This window comes from Vibrio sp. CyArs1 (genome assembly GCF_022432925.1).
In the GTDB taxonomy this organism is placed as follows: domain Bacteria; phylum Pseudomonadota; class Gammaproteobacteria; order Enterobacterales; family Vibrionaceae; genus Vibrio; species Vibrio mediterranei.
This window is the reverse complement of the sequence record NZ_JAKRBO010000004.1, coordinates 117,105-137,686: the sequence shown is the minus strand read 5'-3', so window position 1 is coordinate 137,686 and position 20,582 is coordinate 117,105. Positions and strand designations below refer to the sequence as shown.

Genomic DNA, 20,582 nt, shown 5'->3' with positions numbered 1-20,582 from the left:
GTGTTACTTAATCTCCTTCTTGAGGTTTTCAGGTAACTTATACTCTCCCTGACTCCTCGAAATCTCACTTACCGTTGGTGAGTCCAGTGGACCTTTAACTGAGTAGTTAACTTGTGTCACGACCTCAACCACTGGTGATATCACTGTCGTCACGGCAAGCACAACCAATGCTGTCTGAGGCGTCACCGCAAAAGCCGTAATGATAGGGATCCCTGAAGTCATGTCAGGCGTAAAGTTTACTTCAGCGTCGACGGTTTGAGTCGAGAGGTCAGCCAATCCTTTAATCGTCATTTCACCAGCGACCGCATCCATCTTAATGTCATTGGTCACAAACACGCCATCTCTGATTTTGCCGCTACCCGTAATTGAGTTAAATGCCATCCCTTTATCAAATACATCGGTAAAATCGAGCTGCATCTTACGAATAATGGAATCCAAGCTAAACAAACCAAGCAAGCGTGCGGCACCGCTCACATCAGAGATAATACCTTTACCTAGCTTAGTACTGATTTCACCACTGACGGTATTTACTCGCATCGACCATGGTGCGCCATCCCACGTTAGCTTTGAGTCGAGATCAAATGGTGCACGTTGGATACCAGAGGTAATACCAAATCGTTCCATAAGATCGCTGTTGTTCTCACCACTGACTGCTAAGTTGATCTGTGTTTTATTTTGCTGACCAGCGACCATCCAGTTGCCGTCAATATGTACTTTGTTTGTCCCACTCGATAAGTCCAATTTTTTCCAAACGAGCTTATTACCTTGTCGTTCAACATCCATATCCACTTTGCCGACTTTGTAACCTTGGAACCAGAAGTTATCAATCGTCAGTTGAGTATCCGGCATGATATCAAAGAAGGTTTTATCAAACTCAGTTACTAATGGTGCTTCAAGGTTTTCCTGAGTGATCAGCGACTCATCATCCTGTGCCTTCTTATCAAATTCTGGCACGTAGATATGCAGACGCTTCAACGCAACATACAACTCGTTGTTGTCGCTGTAACTCGCCTGCCCTTTTGCCTCTTGGCTATCAAGATCGAACTGCCAGCCACCTTTTTTGTATCTGGCATTGAAGTTCACATCGTGCCACTCAATACCACCTAACATCAGTTCTTTCGCTTCCACGTTTACCCGTTTAGGTAATGGAAGCTCCGGTTTATTCAGCTCATCTAGTAATGCTTTCTTTTCACTCGGCGGCTCTTTAAACAACTTGCTCCACTGGTCGACATTGAACTTATCGGACCGTACTTGGAAGTGATGGCCAACTATAGGGCTGATTTTGAACCCACCTTTCCCCAACACTAAGTTAGTCGCCTTAAGAACCGGAACCTTTCCTGTGATATCAATCTCAGTTTGGTATTTAACGGAGGGTAACTGCAATCTAGCGGTTATAGCTTGTTGGTTTCCGGAAGCTTGAAGCCTTGCTTTACCTGATTCACCAAACGCTTTTTTGAGTGGATAAGGATAGTCACTCGCAATGGTTGCAAGGTTAGCATTCAGGTCAAGCTGGTAAGTAAAGCCGACATCGTTAAGCTGAATATCCACGTCTAGGTTCCAAGGCGAATGCCCTGCCAGTCGACTGACCACCTTATCACCAACATAAGGCTCTAGAGGTGCGGTTTTCCAATCTCCAACCGCATCAATTCCAACCGAATAACCTTTGCCAGCATTCTGCCCTTGAAAATCAAGGAAAATCGGCTGGTTCAGCAAGTTTGCAGACAGCCCTGTCGCTTTCACCACATCATTGTCAAACTCAACTCTACCGGACACTTTTTCCAGCGTCATTGGGGGAGCATCAATTTCGACATGATTGTCTTTTAGCTGCGCATACCCCCAAGCTCTGGACGGCGTATCGTCGCCAGAAAACGGAATATACAACTGGAAGTCGGCATTCACATCGCCACTAACTTGAACCGCGGTTAACGCGGCACCAACCGAGTCCACCAGCGGCGAAGCGGTCATATAATCCCTGACGGCACTGCCTTGACCTGTTGCCTTCGCTTCTATTTCAAGGTGCCCATCACCACTGAGTACTGGAATTCGACCCGTGATTCGCTGGCCTTTAACATTCATCAGTGTCGCAGAACGAGAGTCCAAATACATGGTCTCATTCTGGAACAACAAATCGAGTTGTAAGTCAGTCAGTGGTGGCCAATTGGTATCAAAACTAAATTTAGCATCGCGAAGTCCCACCCAAGCTTGGAACATGCCGTTATGTTCTCGATATGGGAAGTCTGACAGTTTGCCATACCACAACAGCTTAGATGTATTGACTCGACCCGCTTGAATCGCTGCCGATAAGTAGTCCGTAAGACTTTGCCCCATAGCTAAAGTTGGCAGATAACGCCAAACCTCACCTGCGTTGTAAAGATCCGCTTCGGCATAGAATGACAAGAATGGGCTGTCATTCTTAGGGAAATCAAGTCTAAAAGCACCAAGCACTTGCAAGTCTGGCGTCGCAGCCGTCACTTTATCAGACCATAACGACCAACCTTGCTCGCCGTTATTTTGCCAATGAATATCAACCAAACCTTGCTTAATATTTAGTGGAGCTTGAAACACATCACCATAAGGGAAACGATCATCAATAACGTTAACGCGAGCATGAGCTTGCTTCATATTACCGCGCACCGATCCTGAGACATGAGAGAAGCCCGGTAAAAGTTCCCATTGCGACATTGACATATTCTCAAGGTGTGCCGAATATTTCAGAGAGTCAGTACCATTAGTTTGGGACAGTCGAATATCTTCAATCAGCCCACCCGGGTTGAGTTTAGTTAACCACTCTTCCACACTCGGGTCAGGACTTAGTGATGCCAATGGCTTTAACGCATTCACATCGAGCTGAGAAATATTCACTTGCCATTGCTGTTGGCGATTCCATTCTGCTGCAATATCCAGTTCAGGCCACGGAACATCATTAGTTCTGGCTTGAACTTCATGAACATTCAGCTGCCAACCAGCATCTGATGGCAATAAATGCATAACCGCAGACTCGACGAATAGATCGTGGTCTTTGCCATCTTTAGACCAACTAAGCTCAGATGGTAACACTTCAAGATAAGCTTCTTTTGCAGTGCTGTTATCCAATGTAATCCAGCTGCGTAAGCTTACTTCACCATCTTTAATACCAGTTTGCTGCTTTTGAGTTTCAGACAGCCACGGGGACAGTGACATTTGGTCCACGGCCACGTAAAAGTCGCCAGAGACATTCGACAGCGAACCTTTATCAATAAAGTCCGCTCTAACTTCTAGCGAGTTTAAGTTTGCATCGGCAATGGAGATGGTGCCCTGTGCTAAATGGCGTGCCTTTTGATTCCGCCATTGCAGATTCTCTATATCTAACTGACGTTCTTCACCAGATATAGATTGATACAACACAGTTGAATTAGCGACAGCAAAGCGATCTAACTGCCTTAATAACAAGTTATCTAGGCGGTTGACCAACTGCTCGCCACTCGCTGCGGGTTGCTTGGGTTGTGAAACCGTTTTTGGCTCAGTCGCTTTTAGTAAATCGACCGAACGAATGTCCAGCATCATGTCATTAATGACCATATCCGCTAAGACAGGCTGTCTTTGAATAATGGTTTGAATCAAATCAAATTCGAGTTCTAAGTTCCCGACTTCGAATTTGGTTTCAGGACTTTCTGGAAGACCTACAACAACACCTTGAAGAGAAATAGAAGGGTGAGTGTTACGCCAGAAACCACGTACATCTTTCAAAGAAATATTGAGACCTGTTCCTTGGTTTACCCAAGTCACAATTTCTGGTTGAATTTTGTTTAGCTGTGGCAAACCCACACGCAACACTGTGACCGCAGAGGCAAGTAATACCAATACGATCAGTAGTAACCAGAGAAAAAAACGGACAATCCGATTAACGCGAGAACTCACAAATTACTCATTACATCATAACAACATCAAATTGTTCTTGAATATATAAAGGCTCAGCTTGAATTCGAACCTGTTTACCTATAAAGACTTCCAGTTCAGCCAATGCATGAGATTCATCGCCTTCAAGTGCTTCAGCAACAGCAGGAGACGCATAAGCCACGAATTTGTCGGCATCGTAAGCTCGATTAACACGCGTAATCTCGCGTAAAATCTCATAGCAAACTGTTTCGACAGTTTTAACCGAACCTCGGCCTTCACAAGTTGGACAACCACTACAAAGAACATGTTCAATACTTTCTCTAGTTCTTTTTCGTGTCATCTCAACCAACCCTAACTGGGTGAATCCATTGATATTCGTCTTCACTCGATCTTTAGAAAGTGCCCCTTCTAGAGAGTTCAACACACGTTGACGATGCTCTTCAAGACCCATATCGATAAAGTCGATGATGATGATACCGCCTAAGTTACGCAGTCTAAGCTGTCGAGCAATAGCTTGCGTTGCTTCGACATTGGTGTTGAAGATAGTCTCTTCTAAGTTGCGACGACCTACGAATGCACCGGTGTTAATATCAACCGTTGTCATCGCTTCTGTTTGATCAATAATCAAGTAACCGCCAGACTTTAAGTCGACTTTACGTTCAAGTGAACGTTGAATCTCATTCTCGGTATCGTACATATCGAAAATGGGCTTATCGCCTTCATATAGTTCAAGCAAACTCTCCAGTTCAGGTACAAACTCGCTAGTAAACTCTTTTAAGCTCTCAAAAATCAGTCTTGAATCCACTTGAACACGAGTAATTTCCGTCCCAACGAAATCACGAAGAATACGATGCGCTAGACCCAATTCACCATATAACGTTGAACGCGTTTTATATTTAGTACGACGTTCATTGATTTTGGTCCACAAACGCTTAAGGAATGCAGCATCTTGCGCCAGTTCTTTTTCATTCGCTCCTTCTGCTGCAGTTCGAATAATAAAGCCACCGTTTTCATCGCAGTAGTCAGCAACCACATTCTTTAAACGGTTACGCTCTTCTTCGCTCTCGATACGTTGAGAAACACCGACATGACTCGCGCCAGGCATAAAGACGAGGTAACGGGATGGGAGGGTGATATCCGTGGTTAAACGAGCACCTTTAGTTCCAAGCGGGTCTTTGACCACTTGCACTATGATGTCTTGACCTTGACGAACTAACTCAGAAATATCACGGACTTGAAACTGCTTCTTTTCATTTTCAGCCACACACTCAGTGTGCGGTACGATGTCGGAAGCATGCAGAAACGCCGCTTTTTCGAGGCCGATATCCACGAAAGCAGCCTGCATTCCAGGCAAGACTCGGCTCACTTTACCTTTATAGATGTTGCCAACAATTCCACGCTTTGCTTCGCGCTCAATGTGGACTTCTTGGAGAACCCCACCTTCAATCATGGCAACCCTTGTTTCACTAGGGGTTACGTTTATTAACAGCTCTGCACTCATGAGCGCACCTCAATATTTTTAATTATTTATAAATTCTTGCAAGAGCTGGTCAGTTTCATACAGTGGCAGTCCAACTACAGCGTAATAGCTGCCCTCGATTCGAGTTACGAAGCGTCCCCCTAATCCTTGGATTCCATAACTGCCAGCTTTATCTTGAGGTTCTCCACTTAACCAGTATTGTTCGATTTCTTTTTCGCTAAGTGTTTTGAACCATACATCCGTCGTTACCACGACCGATGACTGCTTATTCTTAGATACAACACTGACAGCAGTGAGCACCTGATGTTTTTCTCCCGACATCCCTTGAAGCATAGCTTTGGCATGTTCGAAATCATTGGGTTTTTCTAGTACATGTTCGTTTAAAACGACGACCGTATCAGAACCGACAACTACAGATCTGGAGTCGCTCAGCTCAAGCCCAGCCATCGCTTTCTCTAACGACAAGCGCTCAACGTACTGTTGAGCACTTTCTTGGGCTTGTTTCACTTCTTCAATATCAGGGCTCACCACTGAGAATTGGTATCCGAGCTGGCTTAACAGCTCTCTGCGTCTTGGTGAAGTTGACGCCAATACTATCTTTGTAGTCATTGATTTACCTGACATGCCAATGCCGTCTTACACGACGCAACAGTAAAAACATCCATGGCCAAAGTATACAGTTAATCAGACCACTCCACAGCGACATCGGATTAAAAGTGACGTCTTGGATCAAATACTCACCAAAAAAGATAAACACTTCTAGCAGTATAGATATCAAGGCCATGATCGTGGCTTGCTGCCAAAGTGCCATGTTTCTAAGTACCAAGAAATTAAGAGCCACGATATAGATGACAATCGACATCATCATCCCGCGAATACCCAAGGTAGAACCGACCAGTAGATCCCAAGTCAGACCAACAATCAATGCGGTACCCACATTTACTCGGTGCGGAAGTGCTAATACCCAGTACCCTAGAACCAAGAACAACCATGACGGTCTTACGAAGTCTAGCACGCCTGGCCAAGGTATGGTTTGCAATACAAGCGCCACTATCAGTGACACACTGATCACTAAGTGACTGCGAAATGAACTATTAGCCATAATAGTATAAGAATCCTTTATTGCGCGTTCAGCGTCTCTTCAACCGCTTGTTGCTGTCTATCATTACTCGGCCAAATCAACAGTAAGTATCGCAGTCGATCAAAGTCGACCACGGGCTCCGCAATAATGCTGGCAAACTCTCGTCGATTGTCTCGTTGTACCGATTTAACATGAGCAACTGGATAGCCTTCGGGATAGATTCCACCCAGACCAGAGGTCACCAACAGGTCATCTTTCTGAATGTCAGTACTTGTTGGAATGTGCTCTAGTTGAATCTCATCGATAGACCCATTGCCTGATGCAATAACTCGAATATCGTTACGAATGACTTGCACTGGTATTGCGCTGTTAGAGTCTGTCAGTAGCATAATACGGCTGTTGTGAGCGCCAACGAAGGTCACTTGACCAACGATACCATTTTCATTAATAACCGGCTGACCTTCGTAAACACCGTCGATACGACCTTTATCAATCACCACTTGGTGACGATATGGTGACGTGTCCACAGCCATCACCTCTGTCACCATCTTCTTTTCATCTCGGACGAAAGATGAGCCCAAAAGCTCACGAAAACGCTGGTTCTCTTCACGGTATTGATCAAGCAAAATCAAGTCACTTTTAAGGCGCAACACTTCGCGTTTTAAGTTTACGTTTTGCTCGGCTAGACCTTGTCGAGTATTTAGCCTTTCATAGACGCCATCAAACATGGTACGAGGAAGGTTCGCGGCATACTGAATCGGTGCGACTGCACTGTTTAATAAGTAACGGAAATTTGAGAATGTATCTAAACGACTATCAGCCAGCATTAAGCCGGCTGATAAAGTAACAGCAAGAAATAACCGAAGTTGTAAAGAAGGACCTCGACCAAATATTGGTTTCATGTACTCATAATCCTGATGTGGACTCTAGTTTCAGTGCCACACCAAAACTAGAGTGAAACCATTATTCTTCTGTAAATAGATCGCCACCATGCATGTCGATCATTTCTAGAGCTTTACCGCCACCACGAGCCACACATGTTAGTGGGTCTTCAGCGATAACAACAGGGATACCAGTTTCTTCAGTGAGCAATCGGTCTAGATCGCGTAGCAGTGCACCGCCACCTGTTAGTACCATACCGTTTTCAGAAATATCAGAAGCAAGTTCTGGCGGACATTGCTCAAGCGCAACCATCACTGCCGATACAATACCAGTTAATGGCTCTTGCAACGCTTCTAGAATTTCATTTGAGTTTAGGCTAAAGCTACGAGGCACACCTTCTGCAAGGTTACGACCACGTACTTCAATCTCTTCAACCGTATCACCTGGATACGCAGAACCGATTTCGTGCTTGATCTTCTCAGCAGTCGCTTCACCAATCAAGCTGCCGTAGTTTCGGCGCACATAGTTGATAACCGCTTCGTCAAATCGGTCACCGCCGATACGTACTGAAGAAGAGTAAACCACACCGTTAAGTGAGATAACCGCAACTTCTGTTGTACCACCACCGATATCAACAACCATAGAACCTGTTGGCTCAGAGACGCGTAGACCTGCACCAATAGCAGCAGCCATAGGTTCATCGATCAAATACACTTCACGAGCACCTGCACCCAGTGCAGACTCACGGATAGCACGACGCTCTACTTGTGTTGAACCGCAAGGGACACAAACTAGAACACGTGGGCTTGGTTTAAGAACGCTGTTGTCGTGCACTTGTTTGATAAAGTGCTGAAGCATTTTTTCGGTCACATAGAAGTCAGCAATAACGCCATCTTTCATTGGACGAATCGCAGAAATATTACCAGGCGTTCGACCTAGCATCTGCTTCGCTGCATGGCCTACCGCCGCAACGCTTTTGGCTGAACCCGCACGATCTTGGCGGATTGCTACTACAGAAGGCTCGTCAAGGACGATACCCTGTCCTTTTACATAAATCAGTGTGTTGGCAGTACCTAGATCTATCGATAGGTCGTTAGAAAACATGCCACGCAGTTTTTTAAACATATTCTTCGCTCGTCCTGCAAGAATGAGAAGACAAAAATTGCACTAAATGTACCAATGCCTTGCCATCACAGCAAGGTATTGAAGCAGAAACATGGGGTGAAACCCGCATTTTCTTACAGTTTCCTTACTTAACGCAAAAAATTCACAGGATTTATTGTCCGATAAGGCGTGGCTCACCTCGATAAATGACTCTATCATTTCCTCTATGTGATCCGAAGGTCACTACAGCATGTGGATCTTCATCACCCACACCGCGCCAGTTATATCTCAACCAAGAACGACCGGCATTACTGTCAAAACACTTAACAGCACTATCGTTTTGGTTCAGTTTAATTGGGGCACTTTGATCAAGCCTTAACCACAAATTAACTTGTTCGCGAATCCTATTGTTGCTTGCAAAGAGTTGGCTGCTGCTACCTTGGCTGATGGCAGCATCTTCTGTGGTTATAGTATTGCCGTCTTTATTAAACAGCTTTGCATCCGTCTCTAGCTGACCTGACCACAAGATCTGCCGGCAGTAGTGCTTACCATTGAATACAGAACCACTGTCTTCATCATTGAGCACAAACCCAGTCTCAGTCCAATATTCTGTTCTCAAAGGGATATTGATGTCCGTTGTCAAATCGCCACCAACGTTATCTATCACCATACGGCCATAACGAAACTCGGGTTGTATTGGGAACGCTTTCGCGTTGGTACCATTTACGGTTAAAGAAGGGCTTTCAAAATCTACACCGTCAACTAAATTAGACTGTACCCCAAAGTGCCCTTTAACAGGCAGTTCTTTTATCGAGGTAACACCATCCAGTTGATAACGTTTAGAGAAAACATAATCACCAAAGCTAGCCTCAAGTCGAGCTCGTGAAGTGCTGCATGACAAGTCAGTAGAATCGCACTTCCAAGCTTCACTATCCCAACTCGTTGCCGTCGCACTTATTCTCGGTAAGTAACTATCACCACTTTCATTGGCAGCAACATGATTTAAGGTCACTATCAAATTGGAGGCAAAATAACCATAGTTAGGGGTAGGTGATTTTTCTAGATTACGCGCCTCCACAACAAAGCTTGGTTTTATTGGTTGGCCCATATATGCAAACCCTGAATGCCCTGACTCATAGCCCCATTGATTGGAGACCATAGCAAGATGATGAGGATAGAAGCGGCCGATACTACGGCTACTTGGATTGATTACCATCCCCAAATAGTTCGATTGACTTTGAGTCTGTACTAGAAGACTTCCGACGTCTTCCCAATAGAGAGCGTAAAATGGCAACGCACCATTACTACCTCGATTACTACGAACAAATGTTGACCCGTCCTCACCATCCATTTTAATAGGGAATCTTTCGTCGACAGGTCTAACTGCAGGCGTGTTCTCAGTGGCAGTGAGTAAAACACTGGAGACAGGCGCATCATTATCGAAGTAATTTTTGGTGATAAATTGCGACTGGCAAAAGGATGGCAATATCGGAATTTCACCTTGAGTCGCGCCATTTTTCTGCCATCGAATTGGAACGGCATCTAGGTTAAAGCGTTCCCCTGCTGCTTTATAGCCACTGCCTTGAGATGAAGTACCATCTAATGCTAATTGGTAGTTTGATGCATCACAGATCGCGAACGTCCACGGCCTTACTTTTAGCTCGTGAACTCCTTTATATGTGACGCATTGCTTCGCGGCGTCCGCACCTTGTTGGTCTGAAGGGTTATGCTCACTCTCATTGACACAACGCGTCTGAGATAACTCAAAAGAAACTCGCCCAGCTTCATCGTACTGAATATCCATCAAAGCACTGCGACCAGCATCAGGGGTGCTGCTGCCATGAGAAAAATCTAGTGCGAGATCCGTCACTGGAATTGGCACAAAATCATTACTCTGTGCAGCTTTGACTTTAACTGATGCCTGTACTGTTGGAGATTTGGGTTCTAGATAACGTGTCGCTGCAATATTAACGTTTTGCACTCCAGAATAGTTTTTTGCCGCTACAACTTGGGACAGACCTGAACGCGTTACATTACAGGTCACAGGGCGTACTTCGAGCGTTGCCGATTTTCCAGCAATCAAACTAGACGCTTGCGGCGTAAATTCAAACTTGTTTGCCGTAAACTCGTAGTTACCTGTCACAAGCGTATTGTTCGCACTCTCCACCAATTCACCGGACACGCTGAGCTGTTCGATATGTTGGCTACTCACATCAAATATAACCCGGCCGTTAGTACTTGGGTTGTATAGCCCCTCGCTAATACGAACCCCTTCTATCAATTGCATTGTGGCAGAGGCAGGCGCTGTAATTCTGACGCCTTTGGTGTAGTCTTCAATAGGCTTACCGTACTTATCTACCACATTAAACGTGACTCGTTGGGTTTCACAACTCAATGCGATACCTTTTAATGGCTCTAGTTCCAAATAGTAGTCTTGACTTGGTGGTGGCGCTTTACATTGCGCAGGAATACGCGCAAACAACACATTACCTTCACCTTCAATATCGTTATCATCTCTGTCTTTATGTCGTTTCCGATCATCATAGTCACGCTCACCAAGCGTCACATTTGGAGCAGCAACCCCACCAAAGATGTAGTTGTCTTCACCATTGACTAAGAAACCTCGCGTTCCGACAGTAGCAGCTTCAGGAGGGACATAAAAATAGGCTTTGATAACAGAGTCTTCACTCTCTATTTCAATGTCACTGCCCGCGCCATGCCCGACAAAAAGTAAATCTTCACTGTTTCCTAATGTATTGATTTTTAGCTCATCTTTGAAGTGAGGTGGATACAGCTCTCCGTTTGCTTTTATTCCTCGATAATTGATCTTAACTGGCCCATTGATCAGTTGGATCTCCGCATCTTCCAGATGTATATGCTCATTAACCCAATACTCGCCAGAGTCAATAATAAGCTTACCGTCATCTTTAACCTCTAACTTCTTGATCTTATTATTAGTCCATTTCAAATGACATATTTTGCCGTCTTTACACTTAAAGTCGCTCGAATAGTCACCACCTGGAAAATCATCCAATTGCGGTGGATAGTTTTCAAAGCTCTTCGTGGGCTCCACTTGACAGTTTTGCCAACCAAAGCCACGTAAACCAATGGATGAAGACGTATAAAAGCAGCCGCCATAAGTGCTGTTATTAGTAAAGCGAGAGAACGCGAGGCCAGTGTTATTGCGCGGTAAAACGATAGCGTTGACATCAAAATCATCAAACCATTCGTCTCTATCATCGTCATATTCACTATTCACGTTCAGAAGCCCTTGTGGCGATCCAGATGTGTCATAAAGGGTAGTCTGCACTTCTTCTTTGAAATAGGGGCAAAGATCAAGCTTAAACTCAGGTGGGGGTGGTGTGTCATCGCACAACTTAGGTAAATTAAAGGTATTCTTCTTACCTGTGACCGACATATGATTGACCGTAATATTCATATTAAGATCGTTGTGCTCACCGCTTACCCTAAACCCCTTTTGAAAACTAGATGGATCTACGTATAGGGCAGCAGAGATCTTATTGTGATTCGTCAGATTGATAGCCGCGTTAGAGCCGTGTCCAATTAAAATAAGATCAGTTATTGCGCCATCTTTATTGATATGTGAATGGCCACTTATGTAGAACTGGCGGTAGTGCAGGATTGTTGGCGCACTCACTTTGATTTTTGCTGCATGCTCCAAGGTCAACGAGCCAATCCAAATCTCCCCTCCTTCTAATGTAAGAGTCTTACCTTGCCTCATCGTTATAGATTGCACTTTACTACCACTTGGCAATGAGCAGTGCTTATCACTACAACTTGAGGGTTCAAGGTTCGTAGGAAAGGCAGGTAAATCAACTGGTAAAGTGGGCGCATGATTAGTTGGGTTCACTGCACAACTATCAGTTGGAGCATTTGGATAGTAACAATGGGCCGCTGTACCGCTATGAGCTGGACTGTTCGCTAGATAATTGAATGGCATTTTAAAACCATCCACATCAAAAATAAGCGTCTGGTCATGCCCCGAAAAGTCCACTTGAGAGACGTAAGGGTAACCATCTTGGCGATAGTTAGTTTGAACTGATTCTGGAAAGTAGTCGCAATATTCTATTGCATAACTATTTGCTACGACGAACAAGCTAATAAATAGAACGATCAATTGCTTCATTCAGAGAATCCTTTTACCCAAGCTTCTTGCTGACGCTGAATATCAAACCCTTGTCCATCTCCGCATATTGCCGTGCTGGTAATTTTAAAATAGCTGAGCTGTTTTGGAATAAGTTCTAGGTCGCCACCATTAACCGTTTCACACTGAACTGAAAGGCTACGGCAGTTAATACCCACTTGAGAAATTAAATAAGACATTGCTACAGATGACGATGGTTGAAGCTGGTTACATCTGATTTCTAGCTCTTCTGTTAGACTCGATTCATTTAATGGATAGAGCTGCGTCAACGCCCACTCAACACCAGAGTTCGCCAAAAACCAAGCTTTGGTACCAATCAACTCACGTGATAGCGTCTCGTTACTTGACCATTGAATTCTATTGAGATTCATTGCCAACATACCCATTACCACCACAACAAAAATGGCAACGATGTAGACACTCCCTTGCTGTGAACGTTTTCTAGGGGACATTGAGCACCTGTACATCATGTTGGAAGTTAGACGCTTCTCCCGCTTGATTAAATACTAGATTTAGACGAACTAAAGCTGAGCGAAGTAGTGACGCTTCCAGGTGAGTAAAACTGCTTTTTACTGGTTCGATATTGGTGGCAACACGAATACCGTTTCGCTCTATCTGACCAGACGTGGTAATGCAATAATCGACCTTGTTTGCTGAATTGTAGATATACAAACGCTGCCCAACCGAGTTCTGTTCTGGTAGTTGATTTAACGTAAAATATCGTGCTTCGACCACAGAGCTGACCCCTGCCAAACTTATCGCTCGACGACCTTCAAGATCTTGCTGTCGACTTGGATTAATGATCAACCTTTCGGTATTGGCAAATTTATGGGGATATTGGTTAATGTTACCCACCACAAACTCAGTTTTTCCTAACTTCTCATCCAAATGATAAAAGCCGGAAAAGGTTATTGGATAAAATGAGACACATTGACCGTTCAAAGAGGTTTGAATGCTGTTGGGGACGGCGTGCCTAAGCTCACGGGACATTTTCTCAATAACAAACTGTGCTTGGTTCTGGATTTTAGTGCGCGCTACTGAATCCACATAACCACGGGCACCAAACTCGACAAAACCAGCAATTCCTAAAAACAGAATTCCAACCACCACCATGGTGATGATCATTTCTAGTAAGGTAAAACCGCCTGATTGCTTAACGGAGAATGACATTAGTAATTCCCCTTATACGCAACAAACTCATACTCGGTGAAATTACTCGCTGACACACGGACAATGATCTTTTTGAACGAGCTTGTTTGATGCGGAGTTACTTGACCACTGAGTGCGTTATCGTAGTCGTAGCTAACCAGAATATTAACGACAAAATTGCGGTAGTCGTCTTGCTCATCACCACCGAGAAGTCTTGTAATAGATAAGCCTTGCTGGCACTGCTGCTGGGCGTTGGCACCGTACCAGCAGCCTATATAGTCATCGATATCATTATAGAAGGCGGGCTGCTCGTTCTTGTCCGGACCTAATGAAGCGGGTAATGTGCATTGCTTATCAAGTTCATCGCAACGCCATAGACTGCCGTTACGATCGCTCTGCTCATCAAAACTCACAGCTAATATCTGGTTCAATACCGCTTGTCCTAATGAAGCGGCTCGTACTTGGTAGTGCGGTAATGCGCTTTTCTGCACACTAGGGAATAAGAAGCTCGTCAATGTAATCAAAGCGATGGCCAAGATCACTATGGCAAGTACGCTTTCGATCAGCGTCATTCCTTGACTCATTTTTCTAGCACGCATCGACAAAACCTTCTGAATTAATACAAATGGATGCCGATTCACTAAATTGAGTGAATTGAATCGTCATGGGGTAAGTACAAGATTCACATACTGGACGACCAAGTAAGTCAAAATTCAGCAAGCTAGTGGGAGCAGAGACCTGAATGTTATCCAACGCTAAATAGTCCGATTGCTCTTCAGGGTTCACAAGAGTGCAACTGTACCGAGAGCCAAAACAACCATCTTTAATCGCCAGTTGGTAGCGGCTATTGAGCTCACCGATATCGCTGATATTGGATTGCATTCGCCCAAGCTGTATTTGCTGAGTAATCGCAATAGCTTGCTCTTGTGCTGCAATCACAGAAAAGCCAGAACGGTTTACAAATCGACTCGCAGCCACTACCGACACAATCGAAACTAAAACGATCACTACGATCAGTTCGATTAGCGTAAATCCGGATAACTTACGTTGTGGGATTAACATAGTAGTACCTGCGAAAATGATTGATAAATAATATACAAAAGGACAGTACTAACTCATCTATCTATCATTAGAAATCGTTAAAAATCAGAATACCTATCACAACACAAAAAAGGCCAGCCGGAGCTGACCTTTTTGCGTCTTGGCTAATTAGCAACCTGACGCATCAACGGTTACTCTAGGTGCTGTACCCGCTTGAGTTGATTCGTCGTATCTTACAAAACAGTTAGATTGGCGAATCGTACGGAAGTTAGCATTTGAACCATCATCAAAGGTAGCAATTAGCGCGTCACGACGAGTCGCAAACATCCAATCTTGTTGCAAGCCATCTACTGCACTTACAAGGCCAGCTGCATCAGCAGTTGGGTAACCAAATGCAACCGTTACTGCTTCATTTGTACCTGCATTAATGGTGGCCGCTGCTTGCTGCTCAACGCCTTCTACTGCTGCTTTGCCGTAAACAATGCCATTTGCGCCAGAAATAGCACCTTTTAAACCATTAAGAGATGATTCGCGGGCATCACCTTGTAGATTTAAAAAACGAGGTGCTGCAGTTACTGCAAGAATACCCAAAATAACGATCACCACGACCATTTCAATTAGCGTGAAACCACTTTGTCTTTTCATTTTTATATTCCTACAACTTATTTAAGTTCAACAGTAACTTTACCGGTACGAATATCGTACTCGAAGTAATGACGGTTACTTTCGTTTTGTGTATAGCGACATTTAGTGCTGCTTACTGCCTGCGCTAAGTACTTAGTGCCTTTTGAAGGACTGTTTGTATACTGCTCAACCGCTGGAGAGTTTTGCAGTAAGTTCTCCATCAGGAATACGCACGCTTCGACATTTACGTTGTTGCTATTGTTAGCGTTAGTATTACTAGGGTAACCATCACGGAAGCCTGTTGTGCCATCTTCCGAGCGAGTTAACCAGAAACGAGTGCCATCGTAATCAACGTAGTTATTTATACCTGACTTAGTTCGGCCATTAGCTTCCCATTGCGCGCGAGCTGATAACACACCAGTTGCAAAACCACCAGCAACCGCTTCAACGCTAGATTCTTTTGCGCTTTCTGTTACATCAACAAATCGTGGTAGAGCCGCTACTGCCAGTAGGCCTAATACCACAATAACCACGACTAACTCGACTAGTGTAAAACCTTGAGCTTTTTTCATTATTTGATCCATTTATATCAAAAGTGTGATTTTCTGCCCAAATTATAACTAGTTGAATAATTATTACAAAGCATTAACGTCAATTTTTTTACTCAAGTCAAAAAAATGACTTCCATATGCAAGTTTTTAATTTTAATTGCTTTAATTTCAATATCAGTATTTATACCGTATACACAACTATAGTTTTTTTATCAATTTGCTCTGATTTTATAAATAGATTGTGTTTTATAGAATCCGCATCGTTGTAAAGTATTGATAACAAGTAGTTACAGTTTCTATTTTCATTATTTGATAGGGTAATCCAACCGGTTTGGTCAAATTTTACGACGGTATTATCAACTTGTAGATAATTTGGTTGCTTCTCTATTAGCCAAGCTTGATGCAATTCATTAATGCGCTGTTGCATAACTTTGCCGATCACTACCGCTTGCGTACGGGTGATTTTTTCTTGATTACGATTCACCGTAGATAAGAAAAACCCTACAAGCGCTAGAATCACACAACTCCAAATTAGCCAGCGCAGCGCATCTCTTTGGAAAAAGACACTTTTGATAGCCATCGCTCGTTACATTCCTTTCATGGCATCGAGCATGCCCCACATAGGCAGGAAAATGCCAAGAGCCAGTATTAATACCATTCCAGCAACCACAGTGAGCAAAATCGGCTCAATTCTGGCGGTTAGGGTCTTCAGATCATAATCAACTTCTCGATCGTAAAAATCCGAAACTTCTAACAGAAGCTCATCAATACGACCCGTTTCCTCTCCGACAGAGATCATCTGAATAACAAGCAGCGTGAAAATATTGGCATTAATAGCAGTTGAAGACACCGTGCTTCCGGCCTCAATAGCCGCCTTCATTTCCATAATGCGGTTTTCCAAATATTTGTTGTCTATTGCTTCAGCCGATAACGCCAATGACTGATTCAAAGGCACACCAGCACGAAGCATAAGAGCAAATGTTCTTGAGAAACGTGAAAGTTGAGCACGATTTACAATGCCGCCGACAATAGGCAGCCTCAACTTAATATGATCCCACTTTTCCCTACCCGCGGCCGTAGCAAGCCAAGCACGAAATGCAAACAAACTGCCAGCTATCGCACCCAATAACAGCGGCCAATAACCGACGAAGAAATTCGAGGTAGTAATCAGAATACGAGTGGGAAGAGGAAGATCGACGCCAAACCTGGCAAACATATCAGCAAACTGAGGGATAACTTTGATATTCAGTACAAACAACGCGGCAACGATAAAGGTCAACACGAACGTTGGGTAGCGCATTGCCGCCTTAATACGCTTACGAGTTTCGACTTCTTGCTCATAATAGGCAGCCAATTGCTCTAATGCTTGGTCTAAACGTCCCGTATTTTCACCCACAGCAATCATGGAAACAAAAAGTGGACTAAACACGCGAGGATGAAGCTGCATACAACTCGATAAGTTACGCCCATTAGTTAGTTCATTAACGACTTCTTCCAATGCGTATTTCAGCTGCTTGTTGGTGCAGTTTTGCGTCAGGCCCTTCATGGAGCGTAACAATGGCACACCAGCTTTCGTTAAACTGAACAACTGACGACAGAAAATAACCAGCACTTCTAAAGGTACCGCCGGCGCTATCAATACACTTAGGCTGTCACTAAATGACGTTGACTTACCACCTTGTGAGATCGACGTTGGAATCACCCCACGAGAGATCAAAATCTCCGCCGCAGTTTCTTCATTGGCAGACTCTAGATGACCAGAAATCTCTGAACCATCAAGATTGCGCCCTTTATAACGATAGGTTGGCATTGTCTTATCTCTAGCTATAAACCATCAAACTAAATGTAAATAGGTTCGATGCTACCGGAAGCATCCCCTTCACCCAGTGCCATCACTTCATCTAGGCTGACGGTTCCTTGAATTGCGAGTTCCATTGCGGACGCGAGCAAGGGTTTATATTCTTTCGAGGCTCTAGCTCGCTGTGAGAACAGTACAGCATCATTCGCCCGTAAGGCGTCCATCATTCCTTGATCGAGTTCCAGCATTTCAAATACGCCTATCCGTCCTCGATAGCCGGTTAGATTACAGTTTTGGCACCCCTGCCCTTTATGGAAGGTCATCTCCGTTTGATTAGGGAAGCGAGTCATCAGCCATTGCTTTACATGCTCATCAGTTGGATGCTCACGTTTGCAATCGGGGCAAATTCTTCTCACTAAACGTTGGGCAATGACTGCTCTTACGGCACTAGCAACTAAGTACCCTGGAGCCCCCATATCCATCATGCGTAAAGCACTATCGACAGAATCATTAGTATGCAAGGTTGTAAGAACCAAGTGCCCGGTTAATGCAGCACGCAAACCAATTTCCACGGTTTCTTGGTCACGCATCTCGCCAACAAGAATGATATCGGGATCTTGGCGCAGGAAAGTTCTCAGGATCGATGAAAAATCCAAATTAATTTTTGGGTTTACTTGAACCTGATTGAGTCGAGGCAAACGATATTCAACCGGATCTTCTGCAGTAATGATCTTTTTTCCAGGACTATTTAACTCCGTCAGCGCACCATATAAAGTCGTGGTTTTGCCGGACCCCGTTGGTCCAGTGACCAAGATCATTCCATGAGGGCGACGCAACTGCTTTCGCAATTTAATCAGCAGATCATTTGGAATCCCCGACTCTTCAAGCCTTCTGACACCTGTTGATTGGTTGAGCAGACGCATGACCACAGATTCGCCATGTTCAACGGGCATAGTCGACATACGAATATCAACCGATTGTCCTTTGGCTCTAATATTAAATCGGCCATCTTGAGGTAGACGCTTTTCCGAAATATCCAAATTTGCCATAAGCTTCAGTCGCAATACCATTGCTGGCGCAACATTCACTTCATTTAATAACGTCTCATGTAACACGCCATCAATACGCTGTCTAAGACGCAACACGTCGGCATCTGGCTCAATATGAATATCAGAAGCACCTACTTGAATGGCGTCTTCAAACAAAGAGTTAATCAGCTTAACCACCGTCACCTCTTCGCTTTCATCTTCTTCAATATTGAAGTCAAAAACATCCGTCGCCTGATGCTCAGCATGAAGCTGCTCTGCAAATGAAGCGATTTCTTTGGTACGGCGATAGTAGCGGTCAAAACCGTCAAGCAATTGCTTTTCGGGGGCAATAACAAACTCGATAGCGTATTGACCAAGTTGGTTTAACAACGATTCCTGAACAAAAAGATCCGCAGGATCGCTCATCGCGACTCGTAATGTATCGTCTAGACGACCAATCACAAGTGCTCGCAAGCGTCTTGCATGAACTTCAGGAAGAAGCTGAACCGCATCCACATCGACTTGTGCCCGACTTAAATCGATCAATGGTAAAGCTAATTGCTGCGACAAAAACGTTAGCATCTGCTGTTCAGACAGGGCAGCCAGCTCTATCAATGTTGCACCAAGTTTTCGGCCTGTATTACGCTGAATCGACAAAGCCTGCTGTAGCTGCTGTTCACTGATAATGCCTTCTTCAACCAGTAGATCACCGAGACGTTTACGAAGTTTAATTTGCATCATTACTTCCTTCGAGGCTTTCTATGACCTTAAGTCTGTCGCGAATAAATGCTTTCGATTGGCTTGAAACACCTATCTTTTCGAGCGCGTTTTCATAAGAGTTTTTAGCCAGTGAAAACTCCATTTTACGCTCCTGCTGAATAGCAAGCCCCATCCACCAACGAGCATTTTCACCGTCTTGTTGGGTAAGCAACTCATAGCTTTGATAGGCCATATCGGCTTGTTTATTTCGCTGCGCGAGACCGGCTCTGAGTGATAAGTATTCAATCGATGGATACTCAGGCAGATAAACCAACGGCGTGAGGGCAGCCTCCTGCTGATTCTCCTTGATAAGCAATTTCGTTAACGCCAAACGTAACCTTTCACCAGAAGGGTTACGATTAATCCCTTCTTGCAAAAGTTCATACGATTTTCGGGTCTGACCTTTACCGTAGTAGAGCGCCGACAATCGTTGTCTCACTTGCTCATTTTCCGGAGCGTACCTAAGTGCAGCGGTATAATTCTCAAGTGCACCATTAATATCATTGGCATCAATCGATTTCTTGGCTCGTTGAATGGCTTTTTCCGCTAACTGTTCCGAGCTGAGTTCTACTTGCTCAACCACCATCTCTCCACCATTGGCTTGAGGCTCAGCTTTATTTGGAGATAGTTGGGCTAACAGAATAGGTTCAGCAGAGGACGGCAACACGTGCGTATCTGCCATCGTAGTGACAGCTTTTGACTGGTCTTTGACTAGCGATACACGTTTATTATCAGTCAGCTTTGCATTTGGTAAGTCGAACACAGCAGAAGAAGCGGAGCCTAAATTCGCTGTCGGTGAGTTTAATTGAGCACGAGACTGCGCTAAAGAGCGTGCACCTTCTTGAGGTACACTCATAGAAGGTGACGTATTTGCCGTAGAAAACGCCCAGCTTCCCATCGCTAAACTGACTAAGACTCCAACCCCAATCCACACAATGGGAGAGGTATTCCTCACTTTGGGTATTACAGCTTGCTCAATATTCACGTGAGAATTATTGGGTTTACTAGTCAGATTTGATAAGGCTTTATTAATCGCACTCATAG

At 44.3% G+C, this 20,582-nt stretch carries 17 protein-coding genes; all 17 read right to left on the bottom strand.

Features of this window, described 5'->3' with window-relative positions:
- Positions 1-3 precede the first annotated feature (3 nt).
- Positions 4-3,897, bottom strand: coding sequence for a YhdP family protein (locus MMA19_RS13930; RefSeq protein WP_240206488.1), 3,894 nt, complete (start codon positions 3,895-3,897; stop codon positions 4-6).
- Between the two features lie 10 nt (positions 3,898-3,907).
- Positions 3,908-5,377, bottom strand: coding sequence for a ribonuclease G (gene rng, locus MMA19_RS13925; RefSeq protein ID WP_006071014.1), 1,470 nt, complete (start codon positions 5,375-5,377; stop codon positions 3,908-3,910).
- An 18-nt stretch (positions 5,378-5,395) separates the two neighbouring features.
- Entirely contained in the window at positions 5,396-5,965 is a 570-nt protein-coding gene (locus tag MMA19_RS13920) for a Maf family protein (protein ID WP_031493050.1), read from the bottom strand.
- Positions 5,966-5,969: 4 nt separating this feature from the next.
- A complete protein-coding gene (mreD, locus tag MMA19_RS13915; protein ID WP_240206487.1) occupies positions 5,970-6,458 on the bottom strand; it encodes a rod shape-determining protein MreD in 489 nt (162 codons plus the stop codon).
- 17 nt (positions 6,459-6,475) lie between these two features.
- Positions 6,476-7,339: a rod shape-determining protein MreC gene (gene mreC, locus MMA19_RS13910; protein ID WP_031493049.1), complete on the bottom strand. Its 864-nt coding sequence runs from the start codon at positions 7,337-7,339 to the stop codon at positions 6,476-6,478.
- A gap of 61 nt (positions 7,340-7,400) precedes the next feature.
- Positions 7,401-8,444 (bottom strand): rod shape-determining protein, encoded by a 1,044-nt coding sequence (locus MMA19_RS13905; RefSeq protein ID WP_006071009.1) that lies wholly within the window; start codon positions 8,442-8,444, stop codon positions 7,401-7,403.
- Positions 8,445-8,595: 151 nt separating this feature from the next.
- Entirely contained in the window at positions 8,596-12,570 is a 3,975-nt protein-coding gene (locus MMA19_RS13900; protein ID WP_240206486.1) for a DUF6701 domain-containing protein, read from the bottom strand.
- Positions 12,567-13,040 carry a hypothetical protein gene (locus MMA19_RS13895; RefSeq protein WP_038222235.1) on the bottom strand — a complete coding sequence of 158 codons (474 nt, stop codon included), beginning with the start codon at positions 13,038-13,040 and terminating at the stop codon, positions 12,567-12,569. Before MMA19_RS13895 ends, MMA19_RS13900 begins: the two co-directional genes overlap by 4 nt.
- Positions 13,030-13,758: a type II secretion system protein gene (locus tag MMA19_RS13890; protein ID WP_240206485.1), complete on the bottom strand. Its 729-nt coding sequence runs from the start codon at positions 13,756-13,758 to the stop codon at positions 13,030-13,032. Before MMA19_RS13890 ends, MMA19_RS13895 begins: the two co-directional genes overlap by 11 nt.
- Positions 13,758-14,336, bottom strand: a complete 579-nt coding sequence (locus MMA19_RS13885) for a type II secretion system protein (protein ID WP_240206484.1) — start codon at positions 14,334-14,336, stop codon at positions 13,758-13,760. The genes MMA19_RS13890 and MMA19_RS13885 overlap by 1 nt, the downstream gene beginning before the upstream one ends.
- Positions 14,326-14,799: a prepilin-type N-terminal cleavage/methylation domain-containing protein gene (locus tag MMA19_RS13880; protein WP_240206483.1), complete on the bottom strand. Its 474-nt coding sequence runs from the start codon at positions 14,797-14,799 to the stop codon at positions 14,326-14,328. The genes MMA19_RS13885 and MMA19_RS13880 overlap by 11 nt, the downstream gene beginning before the upstream one ends.
- Before the next feature lie 147 nt (positions 14,800-14,946).
- A complete protein-coding gene (locus MMA19_RS13875; protein WP_038229135.1) occupies positions 14,947-15,423 on the bottom strand; it encodes a type II secretion system protein in 477 nt (158 codons plus the stop codon).
- 17 nt (positions 15,424-15,440) lie between these two features.
- Positions 15,441-15,974, bottom strand: a complete 534-nt coding sequence (locus MMA19_RS13870; RefSeq protein WP_082795477.1) for a prepilin-type N-terminal cleavage/methylation domain-containing protein — start codon at positions 15,972-15,974, stop codon at positions 15,441-15,443.
- Between the two features lie 160 nt (positions 15,975-16,134).
- Positions 16,135-16,533 (bottom strand): hypothetical protein, encoded by a 399-nt coding sequence (locus tag MMA19_RS13865; protein ID WP_240206482.1) that lies wholly within the window; start codon positions 16,531-16,533, stop codon positions 16,135-16,137.
- 6 nt (positions 16,534-16,539) lie between these two features.
- On the bottom strand, positions 16,540-17,763 hold the full coding sequence (locus MMA19_RS13860) for a type II secretion system F family protein (RefSeq protein ID WP_240206481.1): 1,224 nt from the start codon (positions 17,761-17,763) through the stop codon (positions 16,540-16,542).
- Positions 17,764-17,792: 29 nt separating this feature from the next.
- The gene (locus MMA19_RS13855) at positions 17,793-19,517 is read right to left on the bottom strand and encodes a GspE/PulE family protein (RefSeq protein ID WP_240206480.1); all 1,725 of its coding nucleotides are present in this window, start codon (positions 19,515-19,517) and stop codon (positions 17,793-17,795) included.
- Positions 19,507-20,580 carry a tetratricopeptide repeat protein gene (locus MMA19_RS13850; protein ID WP_240206479.1) on the bottom strand — a complete coding sequence of 358 codons (1,074 nt, stop codon included), beginning with the start codon at positions 20,578-20,580 and terminating at the stop codon, positions 19,507-19,509. Before MMA19_RS13850 ends, MMA19_RS13855 begins: the two co-directional genes overlap by 11 nt.
- Positions 20,581-20,582 lie beyond the last annotated feature (2 nt).

Bases quoted from the DNA above. Each gene is read 5' to 3' on its own strand.
- rng (WP_006071014.1), bottom strand. From the start codon at position 5,377: ATGAGTGCAGAGCTGTTAATAAACGTAACCCCTAGTGAAACAAGGGTT.
- MMA19_RS13920 (WP_031493050.1), bottom strand. From the start codon at position 5,965: ATGACTACAAAGATAGTATTGGCGTCAACTTCACCAAGACGCAGAGAG.
- mreD (WP_240206487.1), bottom strand. From the start codon at position 6,458: ATGGCTAATAGTTCATTTCGCAGTCACTTAGTGATCAGTGTGTCACTG.
- mreC (WP_031493049.1), bottom strand. From the start codon at position 7,339: ATGAAACCAATATTTGGTCGAGGTCCTTCTTTACAACTTCGGTTATTT.
- MMA19_RS13905 (WP_006071009.1), bottom strand. From the start codon at position 8,444: ATGTTTAAAAAACTGCGTGGCATGTTTTCTAACGACCTATCGATAGAT.
- MMA19_RS13900 (WP_240206486.1), bottom strand. From the start codon at position 12,570: ATGAAGCAATTGATCGTTCTATTTATTAGCTTGTTCGTCGTAGCAAAT.
- MMA19_RS13895 (WP_038222235.1), bottom strand. From the start codon at position 13,040: ATGTCCCCTAGAAAACGTTCACAGCAAGGGAGTGTCTACATCGTTGCC.
- MMA19_RS13890 (WP_240206485.1), bottom strand. From the start codon at position 13,758: ATGTCATTCTCCGTTAAGCAATCAGGCGGTTTTACCTTACTAGAAATG.
- MMA19_RS13885 (WP_240206484.1), bottom strand. From the start codon at position 14,336: ATGCGTGCTAGAAAAATGAGTCAAGGAATGACGCTGATCGAAAGCGTA.
- MMA19_RS13880 (WP_240206483.1), bottom strand. From the start codon at position 14,799: ATGTTAATCCCACAACGTAAGTTATCCGGATTTACGCTAATCGAACTG.
- MMA19_RS13875 (WP_038229135.1), bottom strand. From the start codon at position 15,423: ATGAAAAGACAAAGTGGTTTCACGCTAATTGAAATGGTCGTGGTGATC.
- MMA19_RS13870 (WP_082795477.1), bottom strand. From the start codon at position 15,974: ATGAAAAAAGCTCAAGGTTTTACACTAGTCGAGTTAGTCGTGGTTATT.
- MMA19_RS13865 (WP_240206482.1), bottom strand. From the start codon at position 16,533: ATGGCTATCAAAAGTGTCTTTTTCCAAAGAGATGCGCTGCGCTGGCTA.
- MMA19_RS13860 (WP_240206481.1), bottom strand. From the start codon at position 17,763: ATGCCAACCTATCGTTATAAAGGGCGCAATCTTGATGGTTCAGAGATT.
- MMA19_RS13855 (WP_240206480.1), bottom strand. From the start codon at position 19,517: ATGCAAATTAAACTTCGTAAACGTCTCGGTGATCTACTGGTTGAAGAA.
- MMA19_RS13850 (WP_240206479.1), bottom strand. From the start codon at position 20,580: ATGAGTGCGATTAATAAAGCCTTATCAAATCTGACTAGTAAACCCAAT.